Source organism: Pseudomonas sp. NPDC089534 (assembly GCF_044749305.1).
Classification (GTDB): domain Bacteria; phylum Pseudomonadota; class Gammaproteobacteria; order Pseudomonadales; family Pseudomonadaceae; genus Aquipseudomonas; species Aquipseudomonas ekonensis.
On the sequence record NZ_JBIVHR010000020.1, the window covers coordinates 49,068 to 65,195 of the forward strand.

Genomic DNA, 16,128 nt, shown 5'->3' on the forward strand with positions numbered 1-16,128 from the left:
TGGCCTTAGGGTCTTTCCAGACGGGACACTTCCCGGGCCAGGTTTTCGTACGCGGTTTTCAGCTCTTTCGCTTCAGGCTTCGTTGAATCGCGCTGCTTCAACAAACTCTTCATTTTCTGCAGGTTGCCGTCCGTGATCGCGCTCTGGATGGCGACCCCGTAAGGGGGAATGATGTGAGACTTCGAGTCGCTCATGCCGAAGGTTTCCTTGTGGGTTTGCACAACGTTCCCTTCTCTGGGAAGGGGGCTTTTCCTGGGCATCAGGCCGCACGCCGCCGCAAGAAAGACCGCGATGGGCATTCCTGGTCGGGGTGGCCTGATCCGTCCGGATCCGGTCAAAGGGGAGGGGGCGACAGGGTCAGCGCACGGCCACCGCCTCTGGGGCAGGCGGCGTCAGCCGAAGCCGTCGGGGCTGGCCTGCTGGGCGGTCGCGAGGGGGTGTCGCAGCGATAAGGGGGTGGAGCGCGCCTGTGCGTCGGTCATCTTTCTGTCCTTGATAGAAAGCCACGAACCACAGGGATCGCTCGAACGGTCCGCGAGCCTGCGCGTACTTGCGCAGGCACAAGAGACATCCCTGTTTTCCTTTCCAGTGCTGCTCCTGGCGTGCGTCCGGTGGACGGTGGCCGACGTGCTGGCATATCGCTGGCCACGCAACCCTAGATCCGATTGCGGGCGCCTGCCAGAAAAAGCGCTGAACGGTAGTGACCGGTGGGTCACGTTGTCTGGCCGACGGAGCCAGCGCAGCCGGAGGCGGGGTCTCAACGGCTTGATTCTGAACAAGAAAAGGGTAGCGAGGGCGGGTGTCCCGACCCCGTGGAACCATTCGAAATAACGCCGTCCCGATTCAGACGTTTTCCGTTGCGCTCACACCGGCGGCAGGGCGCGCATGCCCCGCATCGGGTCGTCCAACAGGCTGAATTGCTCCACCAGAAAGTCGATCAGCTTGCGCAGCGACGGCAGCATGCCCTGACGGGTCGCGAACACCGCGTAGATCATTTCCGTGCGCGGCGCCCAGTCCGGCAGCACCACGGCCAGTTGCCCGCGTTCGATGAAGTCATGCACCAGCGACATCGGCATCTGCGCCACGCCGATGCTGTCGATGGCCGCGCAGCGCAGCATCGGCAGGCCTTTGGTGATCAGTTGCGGGCGGTGCGCGAGGGTGAACTCCTCGCCGTCCTGGTGGAACAGCGTCCAGCTGTAGTCGCGCTGCGGGCTGCCATGGTGGACGCTGGGGAAACGCGCCAGATCCTGCGGCTCCTGTGGCTCGCCCAGGCGCTTGAGCAGCGCCGGGCTGGCCACCAGGCATTGCGGCCGTTGCGACAGCACCCGGCTGACCAGGTCCGAATCCTGAAGGGGCGGCGGGCGCACCCGCAGGGCCAGGTCGACGCCCTCGGCGACCACGTCCACCTGACGGTCGCAGGCGTCCAGGTGCACCTCCACCCGCGGGTGCTCGGCCATGAAACGGGTGATGAGGGCGCCGACGCATTCTTCCAGCAGCGTGGTCGGGCAGGTGACGCGCAGCACGCCGCCGGCTTCGGCGTGGGTCAGGGCCACGGCGGCCTCGGCGGCTTCCGCTTCCTTGAGCATGGCGCGGCAACGGGCGTAGTAGGTCTGGCCCAGTTCCGTCACGGTGAAGTGACGGCTGTTGCGGGTGATCAGGCGCACGCCCAGGCGCTCTTCCAGCAGCGCGATGCGCCGGCTCAGGTTGGACTTGGGAATGCCCAGGGCCCGCGCCGTCGGGGCGAAGCCGCCGTGGTCCACCACCATTACGAAATACTGAAGGTCATTGAGGTCCAGCACGGGGGACATTCGCTCGGTTCAGGGACGCCCACTATACAAGCGCAAAGGTTCGCCGTGTGGGACGCAGCGGACCGTTTTTCGCCTCTGGCGGGCGTGCCGGCCGAGCCGCAGGATGGGCGGCTTTTGGAGGCCGGCCTTGAACAAACTCAACGAGATGCAAGCGTTCGTCACGGTGGTGGACACCGGCAGCATGTCCGAAGCCGCCCGGCAGCTGGGCGCCGCCAAGTCCATGGTCAGCCAACGCATGGCGCAGTTGGAGAAGCGCCTGGGCAGCACCTTGCTGGAACGTGGGCGGCAGGCCCGGCTGACCGAGTCCGGCGAAGTGTTCTACCGCTATTGCCAACGGATCCTGGCCGAAGTCGATGAGGCCGAAGAGGCGGTGCAGGCGTTCGGCGCCAGCGTCAGCGGCAGCCTGCGCCTGGCGGCGCCGATGGCCTTCAGCGTGCGCTACCTGGCGCCGGTGCTGGCGGACTTCGCGGCGCGCTATCCGCAGCTGCGGCTGGACGTCGAGGTCGACGACCGCCGGGTCAACCTGCACGAGGAACGCTACGACGCGGCGATCCGCATCGGCGAGTTGCCGGACTCCTCGCTGGTGGCCAAGACCATCACCGCCAACCGCCACATCATCTGCGCGAGCCCCGCGTACCTTGCTGCCCACGGCACGCCGCAGACCCCGCAGGCGCTGGTCGGGCATTTCGCGATCCACTACGTGAACCGCGAGCCCCACGGCATGTGGACGCTGCCGGTGAACGGTGGGCTGGAGTCGTTCCGGGTGCGCGGCCGGATGCGCACCAACAGCGGCCATCAACTGATGGAAGCGGCCAGGGCGGGGTTGGGCCTGACCATCCTGCCGACCTTTCTCGTCGCCCCCGACATCGTCTCCGGCGAACTGGTGGAAGTGCTGGCGCCCCATGCGCCGCGCGGTGGCAACATTTCCATGGTGTACCGAAGATCCCAACGGGCGTCGCCCAAGCTGCAAGCCCTGGCCGACTTCCTCGGCGAGCGGCTCGGCAACCCGCCGCCGTGGGAGCGGATGCTGGCGGATCACGCGGCCGCCCGCCGCTGAAACGTTCGGGAAAAACGAAACCGCGATTCGTTTTTCTGCGGCTTATGGGCCTGCCGGGCCTTCCCTAAGCTGGCGGGCGACAGGCGCGCTTCGACGCCTGACAGGGAAGAAACGCAATGAACGATACCCTTGATAATCCTGCCCGCCGCACCGTGCTGGCCGGTGGCGTCGTGGCGGCGGCCACGCTGGCGGCGGGCGGTCTGGCCCAGGCGCTGGAGTCCGCCGACAACCCCAAGGCCGATGCGCGCGCAGCGGTCGATGTGATCATCGTCGGCGCCGGTTCGGCCGGCGCGGTGCTGGCCCGGCGCCTGAGCGAAAACGGCCAGCGGCGGGTGCTGTTGCTGGAGGCGGGGCACAGCTATGCGCCGGACCGTTATCCCGCGACCGTGGCCAGCAGCGACATCGTCGGCGCCAACGGCAATCGCGAGTTCGAGTGGGGCTATACGTCCCGGCCGGGGTATGTCGGGCATCCCATCGGCGCCCTGCGCGGCAAAGTGCTGGGCGGCAGCTCGGCGATCAACGGCGCGGTGGCGATCCGTGCCCGCCGCGAGGATTTCCGACGCTGGAACCTGCCGGGCTGGAGCTTTGAAGAGCTGCTGCCGGCGTTCAAGAAACTGGAACGCCACAGCGGCGGCGCCAGCGCGCTCCACGGCCATGACGGGCCCTTGCCGGTGCGTCAGCTCTCCACCGCCGACGTCACGCCGATGCAGAAGGCGTTCATCTACGCCACGGTCGCCAACGGCTACCGCATGGTCGATGACTTTGACGGCGCCCAGGCCAACGGCGTCGGCCCGTACCCGATGAACATCGTCGATGGCGTGCGGGTCAACACCGGCATGGCCTACCTCACCGACGAGGTGCGGGCCCGCAGGAACCTGCAGATCCGCGCCGACAGCCTGGTGGACAAAGTGCTGTTCGAGGGGACGCGGGCGACCGGCGTGCAACTGGCCGACGGCGAGCGCCTGCTGGCCGGGGAGGTGATCCTGTCGGCGGGCACCTACGGCAGCGCGGCGATCCTGCTGCGCTCCGGCATCGGCCCCGGCGACGACCTGCGCGCCCTGCAGATTCCCCAGGTGGCCGAGCTGCCGGTGGGGCAGCGGCTCGTGGATCATCCGTTCTACTACAACGCCTACGCCGCCAAACCGGACCTGATCGGCCGTCAGTCGCCGGCCATCGGCGCCAAGCTGTGGACCCACAGCCGCAGCGCCGCACCCGGCGAGCTGGATCTGCACATCACCGCCACCCACCTGTTCCCTCATGAGCAGAGCCCGACCCAGGTCGGCTTCGTGCTCGCGGTGGCCTTGACCCGGCCGCAGTCGCGGGGCCGGCTGAAACTGGCCAGCCGCGATCCGTTCGCCGCGCCGGACATCGACCTGAACTTCCTCGCCGAGCCTGCCGACCGCCGGCGCCTGCTGGACGGCATCCGCCTGGCGCGGCGGATCGGCGCCACCGCGCCGCTGGCCGGGCTGATCCATGCCGAGCTCAACCCGGGGCCGGGCAACGATTCCGACGAGGCCTTGCTGGCCAGCGCCCGCGCCACCCTCGACACCTATCACCACCCGACCTCCACCGCCCCCATGGGCCGGCCGGGGGACGCCCATGCCGTGGTCGACCTGCAAGCGCGGGTGATCGGCACGCAAGGGCTGCGGGTGGTCGATGCGTCGATCTTCCCTGACGTGCCTTCGGTCGCCACCAACGTGACCGTGATCGCCACCGCCGAACACATCGCCGGCCTCTACGCCTGATCCCAAGGAGCCTTACCCATGAACAACACCCCGGTCTTGAACTGGATCGACGGCCTCTGGCTGGACTCCGGCGTTCACCACGACTCCCTCGACCCGGCCACCGGCGAGCGCATCGGCCGCTATGCCGAAGGCGGCCTGGCCGAAGCGCAACTGGGCATCGCGGCGGCCCGCCGGACGTTCCGTGACACCCCGTGGAAGGACGACCGCGCCTGGCGTGCCCGCGCCTTGCTGGAACTGGCGGACGCCTTCGAGCGCAACGCCGAAGCGCTGATCGACACGCTGGCGCTGGAGAACGGCAAGATCCGTCCCGAGGCCGGCTTCGAGGTCGCCATGGTGCCGTCCAAGCTGCGCTACTACGCAGGCCTGGCCCGCACCGAATACGGCCGCGCCGCCGAGCCGAAGCCGGGGCGGATCTCGCTGGTGCTGCGTCAGGCGGTGGGCGTGGCGGGGATCATCGTGCCGTGGAATTCGCCGGTGGTGCTGATGATCCGCTCGCTCGCCCCGGCGCTGGCCGCCGGCTGCACCGCCGTGGTCAAGATGCCGGGGCAAACGGCCCAGACCAACGCGTTGGTGGCGAGGATCCTCAGCGAAGCGCCGTCGTTGCCCCGTGGCGCGGTGAACCTGTTCAGCGAGCAGGGCGCGGCCGGCTCGATCCACCTGGTGGAGTCGCCCGACGTGCCGGTGATCAGCTTCACCGGCAGCACCGGCACCGGCCGGGCGATCTCGGCCGCCGGGGCCCGGCACCTCAAGCGCTTCGGGCTGGAACTGGGCGGCAAGACGCCGATGCTGGTGTTCGACGATGCCGACCTTGAGACCGTCGTGCCGGTGCTGGTCAAGGCCCTGACCGTGTTCGCCGGGCAGTTCTGCATGACCGGCTCGCGCCTGCTGGTGCAGCGGGACATCGCCACGGCGCTGACCGAACGTCTGGCCGAACGCTTGAGCGCGGTGCGGGTCGGGCCGTCGGCGGATCCGGCCAGCGACATGGGGCCGTTGATCGACAAGGCCAACGTGCAGCGGGTCGACCGGGCGGTGGAGGACGCGATTGCCGCCGGGGCGCAGGTGATCGTGCGCGGCGGCCCGGTCACCGAGGGGCCGCTGGCCCGGGGCGCGTTCTACCGCCCGACGCTGCTGCGGGTCAGCGACCCGGACCTGGCCATCGTCCGGCAGGAGACCTTCGGCCCGGTGCTGACCTTGCAGGTGTTCGACAGCGAGGCCGAGGCTATCGAACTGGCCAACCGCAGCGAGTTCGGCCTGGCGGCCAGCGTCTGGACCCGGGACGGCGACCGTTCGCTGCGGGTGGCCCGTGAACTGGAGGCCGGCACCGTGTGGGTCAACGACTGGGCGGTGGTCTACGACGAGTTCGAGGAGGGCGGCTTCAAGCAGTCGGGGCAGGGGCGCCTGAACGGTGTGGCGGCGCTGGACGATTTCGTCGAGTACAAGCACATCGCCCTCAACCCTGGCCGGCGTGAGGCGTGAACCCGATGCGAGCGACCCGACCCGTTCTTGTCGCGCTGCTGGCGGGGGCGCTGGCCGCATCCCCGGCCTTTGCCGCCGACCTGTCTCCGTCCGCCACAAGGAGCGCCTCAGTGCTTGAGGACACACTCTATGACGCCTTGCTCGATGCGCTGCACGCGACCTTCGGCCATCACCCCGGCTTTCGCGCGACCCACGCCAAAGGCGTGCTGGTGAGCGGCACTTTCGTCGCCTCGGCGGCTGCGGCGGGCCTGAGCCGCGCCGAACATTGGCAGGGCCAGGCGGTGCCGGTGGTGCTGCGGTTCTCCAACTTCAGCGGCGTGCCGGCGACGGCGGACGGCGACCCGCTGGCCAGCCCACGGGGGCTGGCGGTGCGCTTCAGCCTTTCGGACGGGACGTTCACGGACATCGTGAGCCATTCGTTCGACGGCTTCCCGGTGGCCACGCCCGAAGACTTCCTGGGGTTCTTGCAGGGCATCGCCGCCAACGTCGCCGCCCCGGCGGATCCAGCACCGCTGCAAGCCTTTCTGGCGGACCACCCCAGGGCCCGGCAGTTTCTGGAGGCGCCCAAGCCTGCACCGTCGAGTTTCGTGGGCATCGACTACTTCGGCGTCAACGCGCTGGTGTTCAGCAACCGTCAGGGCAAGGAGCAGGCCGTTCGTTACCGCATCGAACCGCTGGCGCCGGAGCCGACCCTGAGCGACGCCGAAGCCGCCGCGAGGCCGGCGGACTACTTGCAGGACGAACTGGCGGCGCGGCTGGCCAAGGGGCCGGTGCCCCTGCGACTGATCGCCCAGCTGGCGGCGCCGGGGGACGCAGTGGCCGACGGTTCGCTGCCCTGGCCCAGGAGCCGCCGTGAGGTCGAGCTGGGCCGTTTCACCCTCGATGCGCTGCTGCCCGCCGGCGAGCAGCAAACCGCCCAACAGCGTCTGGACTTCAGCCCCGGACGCTTGACGGACGGCATTGCGGCCAGCGCCGATCCGATGATCGTGGCACGCGACCGGATCTACCGGCGCGCCGTGCTGCGCCGGCAGCAGCCATGAGCGTGGAGGCGGCGCGCTGGAAGCAATGGCTGCTGTCGTGGCTGATCGTGTGGCCGCTGTCGGTGTCCATGCCCTGGGCGCTGGCGGCGGTCTTGGAGATGGGGAACCTGCAGGTGCCGGGCTGGCTGTTCAAGGCCATCGTCGCCGGGCTGATCTCCTTCAACATGGTCTATTGGCTGGTGCCCCGCAGCCACCGGTTGATGGCCCGCTGGCTGCTGCGTTAGGCACGGCGCCTGCCCGTTCCCGGCGGGAGCGGGCAGGCGTCGGGTTCAGCTGTGATGGATCTCGCGGTCCTTGGTTTCCGGCATGAAGAAGATGCCGAGGACGGCGGTCATCACCGCGATCACGATCGGATACCACAGGCCGTAGTAGATGTCGCCCGTGGCCGCGACCATGGCGAACGCCACCGTCGGCAGGAAACCGCCGAACCAGCCGTTGCCGATGTGGTAGGGCAGCGACATCGAGGTGTAGCGGATCCGCGCCGGGAACAGCTCCACCAGCCACGCGGCGATGGGGCCGTAGACCATGGTCACGTAGATCACCAGAACCGTCAGCAGGAGCAGCACCATCGGGTAGTTGGTCTTGGCCGGGTCGGCTTTCTCCGGGTAGCCGGCGTCCTTGAGCGCGGCGCCCAGGCTGGCGGTGAAGGCGTCGTTTTGGGTCTTGAAGTCGGCGGCGGGCAGGTTGCCGCCTTCGAAGCTCTGGATGACCTTGTCGCCGATCTTCACCTGGGCCACGGTGCCCGGTTCGGCCTTCTCGTTGTTGTACGGAATCGCCCGTTTGGCCAGCACGGTCTTGGCCAGGTCGCAGGAGCTGGTGAAGCGCGCCTTGCCCACCGGGTCGAACTGGAACGAGCACTGGCCGGGGTCGGCGATCACCGTCACCGGGTTCTTCGCCTGGGCGGCGAAGACGTCCGGGTTACCGTACTGGGTCAGCGCGTGGAAGATCGGGAAATAGGTCAGTGCCGCCAGGATGCAGCCGGCCATGATGATGCCCTTGCGGCCGATGCGGTCGGACAGGCTGCCGAAGATCACGAAGAACGGCGTGCCGATCAGCAGCGAGCCGGCGATCAGCAGGTTGGCGGTCTGCGGGTCGATCTTGAGCGTCTGCAACAGGAAGAACAGCGCGTAGAACTGCCCGGTGTACCAGACCACCGCTTGCCCGGCGGTGCCGCCGAGCAGCGACATGATCACCACCTTGAGGTTTTCCCAACGGGCGAAGGATTCGGTCAGCGGCGCCTTCGACGCCTTGCCTTCGGCCTTCATCTTCTGGAACACCGGCGACTCGCTCAGTTGCAGGCGGATGTACACCGAGATGATCAGCAGCAGGATCGACAGCAGGAACGGGATCCGCCAGCCCCACGCCTCGAAGGCTTCGGTGCCCAGGGCGGTGCGGCAGGCGAGGATCACCAGCAGCGAGAGGAACAGGCCCAGGGTCGCGGTGGTCTGGATCCACGAGGTGAAGAAGCCGCGCTTGCCTTTCGGCGCATGTTCGGCCACGTAGGTGGCCGCGCCGCCGTATTCGCCGCCCAGCGCCAGGCCTTGCAGCAGGCGCAGGCTGATCAGGATGATCGGCGCCGCCACGCCGATGGACGCGTAGCCGGGCAGCAGGCCCACCACGGCCGTGGAGACGCCCATGATCACGATGGTGATCAGGAACGTGTGCTTGCGGCCGATCATGTCGCCGAGCCGGCCGAACACGATGGCGCCGAAGGGGCGCACGGCGAAGCCGGCGGCGAACGCGAGGAGGGCGAAGATGAACGCGGTGGTCTCGTTGACGCCGGCGAAGAAGTGCTTGGCGATGATCGCGGCCAATGAGCCGTAGAGGTAAAAGTCGTACCACTCGAACACCGTGCCCAGGGACGAGGCGAAGATGACCTTGCGCTCCTCCTTGGTGATGCCCTGACGCGTTGTGCTGCTGTCGTCGATTGCCGCCATGGGTCTTCTCCGTCGTGCTTTTTGTTGTCAGGCCGGAGCACCTCTTCAACGTTTTCGTACCCGGGCCCTGGGGCTTGAATCGGATAAGCGCTTGCATGCTGCGTGGACAGATGGAAAGCCTCGCCTCGCGGCGAGGTTTCCTTGAGCATAATCAGCTTCGCGCAGATATCCACTCGCCATCACGGGAAGGCGAGCCCCGGGCGTCAGGCCTTGACCCAGCGCTGGCGGCTCCACGCGCTCAGCGAATCCACGGCGAACACCAGCGCCAGCATCGCCAGGATCACCGTGCTGGCCTGGGCTTCCTGGAACAGGCTGAGGCTCACGTACAGCATCTGCCCCAGGCCGCCGGCGCCGACGAAGCCCAGCACGCTGGCCATGCGGATGTTGTTTTCCCAGCGGTACAGGCAGTAGGCGATCAGTTGCGGCGCCAGGTTCGGCAAGGTGCCGTAGCAGAACGCGAGCACCGGGTTGGCGCCTTGCCGGCGCAGGGCTTCGGCCGGTTCCGGCGGGGTGTTCTCCAGCGCTTCGGCGAACAGCCGGCCGAGCACGCCGGTGGTGTGCAGGGCGAGGGCGAGGGTGCCGGCGTTCGGGCCGAGGCCGGCGGCCAGCACCATCAGCGCCGCCCAGACCAGTTCGGGAATCGCCCGCAGGGCATTGAGCAGCAGGCGCGCGACGCTTTGCGCCGGCCAACCGAAACGCCCGGCGGCGGGCAGCGCCAGCACCAGCCCCAGGCCGGCGGCGAGCAGGGTGCCCAGGGCCGACATGGCCAGGGTCTCCAGCGCACCGTGGAAGATCGCGGACAGGTAACCGGCGCTCAGGTCGGGGCTGAGGAAACGCTGCACGTAAGCGCCCATCTGTTTCAGGCTGGCGGCGCTGCCCAGTTCCGCCAGGTCCAGTTCCAGATAGGCGAACGAGGCGACCACCGCCCACCCGATGGCCACGATCAGCAACGCGTTGACCAAGCGCCTCATGCCAGCCTCCCGCGCAGCAGGCGGCTCAGTTGGTCGGCGCCCAGCACCAGCAGCAGGAAGGTCAGCAACATGCTGGCGACTTCGCCGCCGGCGAACATGCGGATCGACAGGTCGATCTGCTGGCCGAGCCCGCCGGCGCCGACGAACCCCATCACCACCGAGGCGCGGATCGCGCATTCCCAGCGGTAGACCGTGTACGACAGCAGCTCCGACGCCACGTTGGGCAGGATGCCGTAGGCGAATGCGCCCAGGCGCCCGCTGCCGGCCTGCATGAGGGCGTGGGCCGGGCGCTGGTCGGTGGACTCGAAGATTTCCGCGTAGACCTTGCCGAGCATCCCGGCGTAGGTGATCGCGATGGCCAGCACGCCCGCCGCCGGCCCGAGCCCGACGGCCCGCACGAACAGCAGGGCCCAGACGATCTCCGGCACGCTGCGCAGGAAGATCAGCAGGCCGCGCACCGGCCAGCGCAACAGGCGCCCCCAACGGCCCGGACGCCCGCCGCGCGAAGCGGCGGACAGCGACAGCGCACGGCTGGCCAGCAGGCTGGCGGGGGCGGCCAACAGCAGCGCGAGCGTCATGCCGGCGGTGGCGATGGCCAGGGTCTGCAGGGTGGCCTTGAGCAGCAGTAGCACGAAGGCCTCGTCGTGGGCCGGCGGCCAGAAACCGGCCACGAACCGGCCCATCTCGCTTTGGCTGTCGGCGCGCAGCAGCACGCCGGGATCCAGTTCGCTGAGCTGCACGCCCGGCCACAGCAGGGCGATGGCCAGCAGCGTCAGCAGCAGGCGCGGCCAGGCGGCGGGGTCGCGGGAATCGGTGTTCAGCATCGGGGGATCTGCACGGTCAGCGGCGGCACGGGTGTCGGCGGGGATTGCAGTTGTTCATTGGCGTAGAGCGCGTCGAGCCGGTCGCGGTCGACTTCGGCGGCGGGGCAGTCGAACAGGATCCGGCCTTCGCGCAGGCCGATGATCCGCGGGAAGTGCGCCAGCGCCAGATCCACCGCGTGCAGGCTCGCCACCAGCGTGACCCGGTGCTCGCGGGCATGGCGCGAAAGCACCGACAGGGTGTGCCCGGCCAGCACCGGATCCATCGCCGACACCGGCTCGTCTGCCAGCAGCACCTCCGGCGCCTGGTACAGCACCCGGGCGATGCCGACCCGCTGCAGTTGGCCGCCGGACAGTTGCTGGCACTGGCTGAACAGTTTGTCGCCCAGATCCAGTTTCGCCAGCGCCGCCCGGGCGCCGGCCACGTCCAGCGGGCGCAGCAGGCTGACCAGGCTGCGGGCCAGGCTCCACTGGCCGAGCTTGCCGGCCAGCACCGCCGTCACCACCCGTTGCCGGGGCGGCAGGGGCGGCGCCTGATGCACCAGGCCGATGCGTGCGCGCAGGCGCTGGCGCTGCCCGGCGGACAGTTGCCAGGCGCGCTCGCCGAGCACGTCGAGTTCGCCGCCGCTGGGCTGCACGGCGGTGGCCAGCACGTTGAGCAGGCTCGACTTTCCGGCCCCGGACGGGCCGATGATCGCCACCTGCTCGCCGGCGCCGATGTGCAGGTCCACGCCTTGCAGGGCGTGGACGCCGTTGTCGTGGTGCAGGCGTCCCTGGGTCAGGCGCAGGGTCATTTCAGCAGTTCGGCGGCGCGGGCGGCTTCCTCGATGCCTTTGTAGTTGTCCGGGCTGGTTTCGATGAAACGGCTGGCGGCCTGCAGGTCGAGGATCTTCTTCTGCTCGGGGTTGGCCGGGTCGAGGGCGAGGAAGGCTTTCTTGATCTTCGCCGCCAGGGCCGGGTCGAGGGTGCCGCGCACGGTCCAGTTGTAGTCGAAGTAGGCCGGGGTGGTGGCGAAGACCTTCACTTTGGCGGTGTCGACCTTGCCGGCGTCCACCAGCTTCTGCCAGACGCTGGCGTTGAGCACGCCGGCATCGACCTTGCCGGCCTGCACCCAGGCGACGGTGGCGTCGTGGGCGCCGGAGTAGCCGACGCGGCTGAAGTAGGTTTCAGGCTTGATGCCGTCCTTGAGCATGAAATAGCGCGGCATCAGGCTGCCGGAGGTGGACGACACCGAACCGAAGGCGAAGGTCTTGCCCTTGAGGTCGGTCAGGCTCTTGACGTTAGGGTCGGCGGTGATGAACTTGCTGGTGAACTGCGCGTCCTGCTCGCGCTGCACCAGCGGGATCACCGGGGTGGTGGCGTCGGTCTTCAGGCGGGCCTGGACGAAGGTGAAACCGCCGAGCCAAGCCATGTCGAGGCGGTCGGTGGCCAGCGCCTCGACCACCGCCGGGTAGTCCGCCACGGGGACGAACTTCACTTCCATGCCCAGTTGCTGTTCCAGGTACTTGCCCAGCGGCTCGAACTTGCGCAGCAGTTCGGTGGGGGCTTCATCGGGGATCGCGCTGACCCGGAGCACCTCGGCGGCGTTCGCCAGCAGGGTGGAAAGGGACAGGGCCAGGCCAGCGGTCAGTGCCAGGGTACGTTTGAGCATGGAATTCTCCGTTTCATGAGCGTCGCAATCGAAGCGCCCGCGAAGACGCCGGGCGCAACGTCAGGTTAGACGAAACGGGCGGTGTTATACGCACTCATGCCGACGTTGGCGAGTCTGCCGCAGGTGTCGGTGGCCGGCATGTGTGGCGATTTGTTGCGCCTGCTGCCGACACCTTGTCCGTAAGCCCGGCGGCCCGGCTCAGAACGCGTAGGGAATGCTGACCTTGGCCCAGAGCATTTCGCCCTCGGGGCGGTTTTCCACGTCGAACTCCTTGGCCCAGCGGATTTCCGCGCTGGCGTACTTGAGAAAGGTGAAATACAGCGCAGGACCTATGGCGAACACCTTGCCGCGCACGCCGTCGTTCACGTCCTCGCCGGCGAACTGCACGGTGTGGCCGAACTGTTTGTCGTCGGTGGTCTGCTTGAGGAAGTAGCCGTTGACGCCCAGGCGCAGGTTGTCGGTGACGCGGTAGCTGGCCGAATAATCGAAATGGAAGATCTGCCCGGACTTGTAGTCGGTGTCCTTGTTCTTTTCGTTGAAGCTGTAGGTGGTCTTCATCGACAGCTCGGTGCGCTCGGTCGGCAGCCAGGTGAACGAGAACAGCGGCTTGTAGGTCCAGAAGTTGTTGCTGGTGTTGGCCAGGCGTTCGGCGTCGTATTCGCCGGTGGGCGCGGTGATCTCCACGGCGGCGCCGAGGGTGAGGTTCTTGCCCATGTCCCACAGGATGATCGGGGCGAACGTGGTGTCGCCCATGCTTTCGCGGGTGTCGCTGAGGCCGAACGCCGCCACTTCCTGCTTCAGCCACGGCTGGGCGACGTAGCCCGCCAGCCGTCCGCCGAGCACGCGCACCGGGCTCAGGTAATCCAGGCGCGGCACCACGGCGGTGGACTCGATCTCGACGTTCGGCACCTTGCCGCCCAGGGAACTGATGTTGAGCTTGGTCGCCTTGTAGTGGTTGTAGTAGAGGTTGAACGCGACCATGTTTTCCGGAAGGTTGTCGACGTCCAGCGGCAGGACGAAGAAACCGTCGGTGCCGGGGCCGATGTTGTCGACGCCGGACTCGGTGGCCAGGGCGGGCAAGGGGAGGGCGCCGACCGTCAGCATCAGGGCCAACGGGAAGGGACGGATCGCGCGGTTAGGGCTCATGGTTGTCCTCGTTATTATTGTGATGGGGACGCGGCGCGGCCGCACGGGGCGCCGGCAGCCTAGGATCAAGCCTTTGGCGCACGCCGGGGCAGGGTATTGGCGGACACGCAGGGGGGCATCTGCGGACAGACCGCCGACCCTGTGCTAACTTCCTGTGACATAACCGGTTACAAAAATAACAATTCAGCACGATCCGGAAAGTCCAGCCCCATGAACGTCAAAGTCCAAGACCCCACCTACGAACTGGCGCTGGTGTCGCCGTTCCTGCTGCAGACCCTGGCCGAAGTCGCGCAACTCAAGGGCATCCAGCCGGAAACCCTGTGCCGTGGCCTGGGCTTCACCCTCGAAGACCTGCAGGATCCGGCGCAGCGCATCTCCTACCGCCAGGCCGTGGCCATGATCCAGCGCGCGCTCAAGGCCTTGCCCAACCAGGGGCTGGGGCTGTGGGTCGGGGCGCAGAACGTGCTGGGCACGCTGGGCCTGCTGGGCCATGTGCTGTCGCTGTGCAAGACCCTGCGCGACGCGTTCGCCCTGGGTATCCGCCACCAGCACACCTCCGGCGGGATCGTGGTGTCCAGCGTGGACGTGGCGGGGGAGCAGGTGTCCGTCAACGCCGAGTGCCGCTTGCCGTTCGCCGAGGTGCAGATGTTCGCGGTGGAGGAGTTCTTCGCCAGCCTGCTGGTCTACGGACGGGCCTTGGTGGGGGAGGATTTCAAGGCCATCGCGGTGGAATTCGTCCACGCGGCCCCGGATTACCTCGACGAATACCGGCGCCTGCTGGGGCCGGACGTGCGCTTCGGCTGCCTGCACAACCGCATGCTGCTCGACGTGCGCTGGCTGGACGTGAACCTGCCCAACCACCATTCGCTGGCCTTGCGTCAGGCGGTCAAGCTGCTGGAACTGGAAGCGGCGCAGGTGCACCAGAAGCTGGATCTGATCCAGGCCGTGGAGCGGGCGATCGCGCGGGACCTGAGCCGGGGCAGCCACATCGAAAAGATCGCCGGCGACCTGAACATGAGCAGCCGCACCCTGCGCCGGCGCCTGACCGAGCACGCGCTGACCTTCGAAGCGCTGCTGGAGCAAGTGCGCCAGGCCCGCACCATGAGCCTGCTGGCCAACCCGCAGATGCCCATCGAACGCATCACCGAGGAAGTCGGCTACAGCGACGTGCGCAGCTTCCGCCGGGCGTTCAAGCGCTGGACGGGGATGAGCCCCAGCGCGTGGCGCCATGACGGCGGCTAATTGTGGCGAGGGAGCTTGCTCCCGCCGGGGGCGCAGCCCCCAAAGAGCCAGGGCCTGCTTCGCAGTCCAGCGGGAGCAAGCTCCCTCGCCACAGATCCCCTTTTTGTCCAAATCCCCCCTCCGCCGAACACCCTGTGGCGAGCGAGCTTGCTCGCGCTGGGCTGTGAAACAGCCCCTACCATTGCGGACAGGCCTGGGGTGCGCAGCAGCCCTCGCTTTTGGGCCTCACCTGCAATGAATCCCGGATCGCTATGCAGTCCGGCGGGAGCGAGCGCCCTCGCCACGGGTTCTCGCTCAGGGCTTTCTACAGTTAAACTCCGCGCTCTTTCCCAAGGAGTTCACATGAGTCACTACCAGCCGGGCATCCTCGCCACCCCCGTTCCGCCGCAGGCACGCCACCTGTTTTTCGCCCTCGAATCGGTCGAGGCGCTGCCTCAGGCGATCGACAACCTGCTGAACCTGGTGGACGGCAAATCGGCGGTGGTCGGTTTCGGCGAGTCCCTGGCCAAGGCGCTCAAGGTGGACATCGACGGCCTGCGCAGCTTCCCGGCGCTGACCGGCGTGGGCGTGGAGAACCCATCGACCCAGCACGCGCTGTGGGTCTGGCTGCACGGCACCGACCGGGGCGAGCTGCTCAACCGCAGCCACGCATTCGAGGCGGCGCTGGCCCCGGCCCTGCGCCTGGTGCAGAAGCAGGAAGCCTTCCGCCACATGGGCGGCCACGACCTCACCGGTTACGAGGACGGCACCGAAAACCCCCACGACGAGGCCGCCGTGGCCGCCGCGCTGGTGAGCGAGGGCGCGCAGGGCCTGGTCGGCGGCAGCTTCGCCGCGATCCAGCAGTGGCAGCATGACCTCAAGGGGTTCCACGCGCTGTCCGCCGACGACAAGGACAACATCATGGGCCGTCGCCTGAGCGACAACGAAGAGATCGACGACGCGCCGGTCTCCGCCCACGTCAAACGCACCGCCCAGGAAAGCTTCGCGCCCGAAGCGTTCGTGGTGCGCCGTTCGATGCCGTGGATCGAAGGCGACCGCGCCGGCCTGATGTTCCTCGCGTTCGGCTTCTCCCTCGACGCCTTCGAAGCGCAGCTGCGGCGCATGAGCGGCCTGGAGGACGGCATCACCGACGGCCTGTACCGCATCAGCCGGCCGATCACCGGCGGCTACTACTGGTGCCCGCCGCTCCAGGACGGCCGCCTCGACCTGCGCGCCCTGCGCATCGGCTGAGGGC

15 protein-coding genes are annotated in these 16,128 nt (G+C 68.1%); 7 read left to right on the plus strand and 8 right to left on the minus strand.

Features of this window, described 5'->3' with window-relative positions; all coding sequences use genetic code 11:
* Window positions 1-5: 5 nt before the first annotated feature.
* Together ACIP0B_RS08830 and ACIP0B_RS08835 are read right to left on the minus strand one after the other, a co-directional pair.
* On the minus strand, window positions 6-194 hold the full coding sequence (locus tag ACIP0B_RS08830) for a DUF1843 domain-containing protein (protein WP_217891693.1): 189 nt from the start codon (window positions 192-194) through the stop codon (window positions 6-8).
* Between the two features lie 669 nt (window positions 195-863).
* A complete protein-coding gene (locus tag ACIP0B_RS08835) occupies window positions 864-1,808 on the minus strand; it encodes a LysR substrate-binding domain-containing protein (RefSeq protein ID WP_400831262.1) in 945 nt (314 codons plus the stop codon).
* Between the two features lie 127 nt (window positions 1,809-1,935).
* Between ACIP0B_RS08835 and ACIP0B_RS08840 the strand changes: the two genes are divergently transcribed.
* The 5 genes from ACIP0B_RS08840 to ACIP0B_RS08860 all read left to right on the plus strand — a co-directional run bounded on the left by ACIP0B_RS08840 (window position 1,936) and on the right by ACIP0B_RS08860 (window position 7,350).
* Window positions 1,936-2,865 carry a LysR substrate-binding domain-containing protein gene (locus ACIP0B_RS08840; protein ID WP_400831264.1) on the plus strand — a complete coding sequence of 310 codons (930 nt, stop codon included), beginning with the start codon at window positions 1,936-1,938 and terminating at the stop codon, window positions 2,863-2,865.
* A gap of 116 nt (window positions 2,866-2,981) precedes the next feature.
* Window positions 2,982-4,610, plus strand: a complete 1,629-nt coding sequence (locus ACIP0B_RS08845; RefSeq protein ID WP_400831266.1) for a GMC family oxidoreductase — start codon at window positions 2,982-2,984, stop codon at window positions 4,608-4,610.
* Between the two features lie 18 nt (window positions 4,611-4,628).
* Window positions 4,629-6,086 (plus strand): aldehyde dehydrogenase family protein, encoded by a 1,458-nt coding sequence (locus tag ACIP0B_RS08850; RefSeq protein WP_400831268.1) that lies wholly within the window; start codon window positions 4,629-4,631, stop codon window positions 6,084-6,086.
* Window positions 6,087-6,196: 110 nt separating this feature from the next.
* Window positions 6,197-7,126 carry a catalase family peroxidase gene (locus tag ACIP0B_RS08855; RefSeq protein ID WP_400831269.1) on the plus strand — a complete coding sequence of 310 codons (930 nt, stop codon included), beginning with the start codon at window positions 6,197-6,199 and terminating at the stop codon, window positions 7,124-7,126.
* Window positions 7,123-7,350 (plus strand): hypothetical protein, encoded by a 228-nt coding sequence (locus ACIP0B_RS08860; protein WP_400831271.1) that lies wholly within the window; start codon window positions 7,123-7,125, stop codon window positions 7,348-7,350. Before ACIP0B_RS08855 ends, ACIP0B_RS08860 begins: the two co-directional genes overlap by 4 nt.
* Before the next feature lie 45 nt (window positions 7,351-7,395).
* Here the strand turns inward: ACIP0B_RS08860 and ACIP0B_RS08865 are convergent, their stop codons facing one another.
* The 6 genes from ACIP0B_RS08865 to ACIP0B_RS08890 form a co-directional block, all read right to left on the minus strand.
* Window positions 7,396-9,063: an MFS transporter gene (locus ACIP0B_RS08865; protein ID WP_400831272.1), complete on the minus strand. Its 1,668-nt coding sequence runs from the start codon at window positions 9,061-9,063 to the stop codon at window positions 7,396-7,398.
* Between the two features lie 203 nt (window positions 9,064-9,266).
* The gene (gene phnE, locus ACIP0B_RS08870; RefSeq protein ID WP_400831273.1) at window positions 9,267-10,034 is read right to left on the minus strand and encodes a phosphonate ABC transporter, permease protein PhnE; all 768 of its coding nucleotides are present in this window, start codon (window positions 10,032-10,034) and stop codon (window positions 9,267-9,269) included.
* Entirely contained in the window at window positions 10,031-10,858 is an 828-nt protein-coding gene (locus ACIP0B_RS08875) for a PhnE/PtxC family ABC transporter permease (protein WP_400831275.1), read from the minus strand. The genes phnE and ACIP0B_RS08875 overlap by 4 nt, the downstream gene beginning before the upstream one ends.
* Window positions 10,852-11,649, minus strand: coding sequence for a phosphonate ABC transporter ATP-binding protein (locus tag ACIP0B_RS08880; protein ID WP_400831276.1), 798 nt, complete (start codon window positions 11,647-11,649; stop codon window positions 10,852-10,854). Before ACIP0B_RS08880 ends, ACIP0B_RS08875 begins: the two co-directional genes overlap by 7 nt.
* A complete protein-coding gene (locus ACIP0B_RS08885; protein ID WP_400831278.1) occupies window positions 11,646-12,506 on the minus strand; it encodes a putative selenate ABC transporter substrate-binding protein in 861 nt (286 codons plus the stop codon). Before ACIP0B_RS08885 ends, ACIP0B_RS08880 begins: the two co-directional genes overlap by 4 nt.
* A 198-nt stretch (window positions 12,507-12,704) precedes the next feature.
* Entirely contained in the window at window positions 12,705-13,652 is a 948-nt protein-coding gene (locus ACIP0B_RS08890; protein WP_400831279.1) for a transporter, read from the minus strand.
* 210 nt (window positions 13,653-13,862) lie between these two features.
* Here ACIP0B_RS08890 and ACIP0B_RS08895 point away from each other — a divergent pair, with 210 nt between their 5' ends.
* Complete coding sequence (locus ACIP0B_RS08895) at window positions 13,863-14,894, plus strand: AraC family transcriptional regulator (RefSeq protein ID WP_400831281.1); 1,032 nt, start codon at window positions 13,863-13,865, stop codon at window positions 14,892-14,894.
* 342 nt (window positions 14,895-15,236) lie between these two features.
* Window positions 15,237-16,124: a Dyp-type peroxidase gene (locus ACIP0B_RS08900; RefSeq protein ID WP_400831283.1), complete on the plus strand. Its 888-nt coding sequence runs from the start codon at window positions 15,237-15,239 to the stop codon at window positions 16,122-16,124.
* Window positions 16,125-16,128 lie beyond the last annotated feature (4 nt).

Bases quoted from the DNA above. Each gene is read 5' to 3' on its own strand.
- ACIP0B_RS08830 (WP_217891693.1), bottom strand. From the start codon at position 194: ATGAGCGACTCGAAGTCTCACATCATTCCCCCTTACGGGGTCGCCATC.
- ACIP0B_RS08835 (WP_400831262.1), bottom strand. From the start codon at position 1,808: ATGTCCCCCGTGCTGGACCTCAATGACCTTCAGTATTTCGTAATGGTG.
- ACIP0B_RS08845 (WP_400831266.1), top strand. From the start codon at position 2,982: ATGAACGATACCCTTGATAATCCTGCCCGCCGCACCGTGCTGGCCGGT.
- ACIP0B_RS08850 (WP_400831268.1), top strand. From the start codon at position 4,629: ATGAACAACACCCCGGTCTTGAACTGGATCGACGGCCTCTGGCTGGAC.
- ACIP0B_RS08860 (WP_400831271.1), top strand. From the start codon at position 7,123: ATGAGCGTGGAGGCGGCGCGCTGGAAGCAATGGCTGCTGTCGTGGCTG.
- ACIP0B_RS08865 (WP_400831272.1), bottom strand. From the start codon at position 9,063: ATGGCGGCAATCGACGACAGCAGCACAACGCGTCAGGGCATCACCAAG.
- phnE (WP_400831273.1), bottom strand. From the start codon at position 10,034: ATGAGGCGCTTGGTCAACGCGTTGCTGATCGTGGCCATCGGGTGGGCG.
- ACIP0B_RS08875 (WP_400831275.1), bottom strand. From the start codon at position 10,858: ATGCTGAACACCGATTCCCGCGACCCCGCCGCCTGGCCGCGCCTGCTG.
- ACIP0B_RS08880 (WP_400831276.1), bottom strand. From the start codon at position 11,649: ATGACCCTGCGCCTGACCCAGGGACGCCTGCACCACGACAACGGCGTC.
- ACIP0B_RS08885 (WP_400831278.1), bottom strand. From the start codon at position 12,506: ATGCTCAAACGTACCCTGGCACTGACCGCTGGCCTGGCCCTGTCCCTT.
- ACIP0B_RS08890 (WP_400831279.1), bottom strand. From the start codon at position 13,652: ATGAGCCCTAACCGCGCGATCCGTCCCTTCCCGTTGGCCCTGATGCTG.
- ACIP0B_RS08895 (WP_400831281.1), top strand. From the start codon at position 13,863: ATGAACGTCAAAGTCCAAGACCCCACCTACGAACTGGCGCTGGTGTCG.
- ACIP0B_RS08900 (WP_400831283.1), top strand. From the start codon at position 15,237: ATGAGTCACTACCAGCCGGGCATCCTCGCCACCCCCGTTCCGCCGCAG.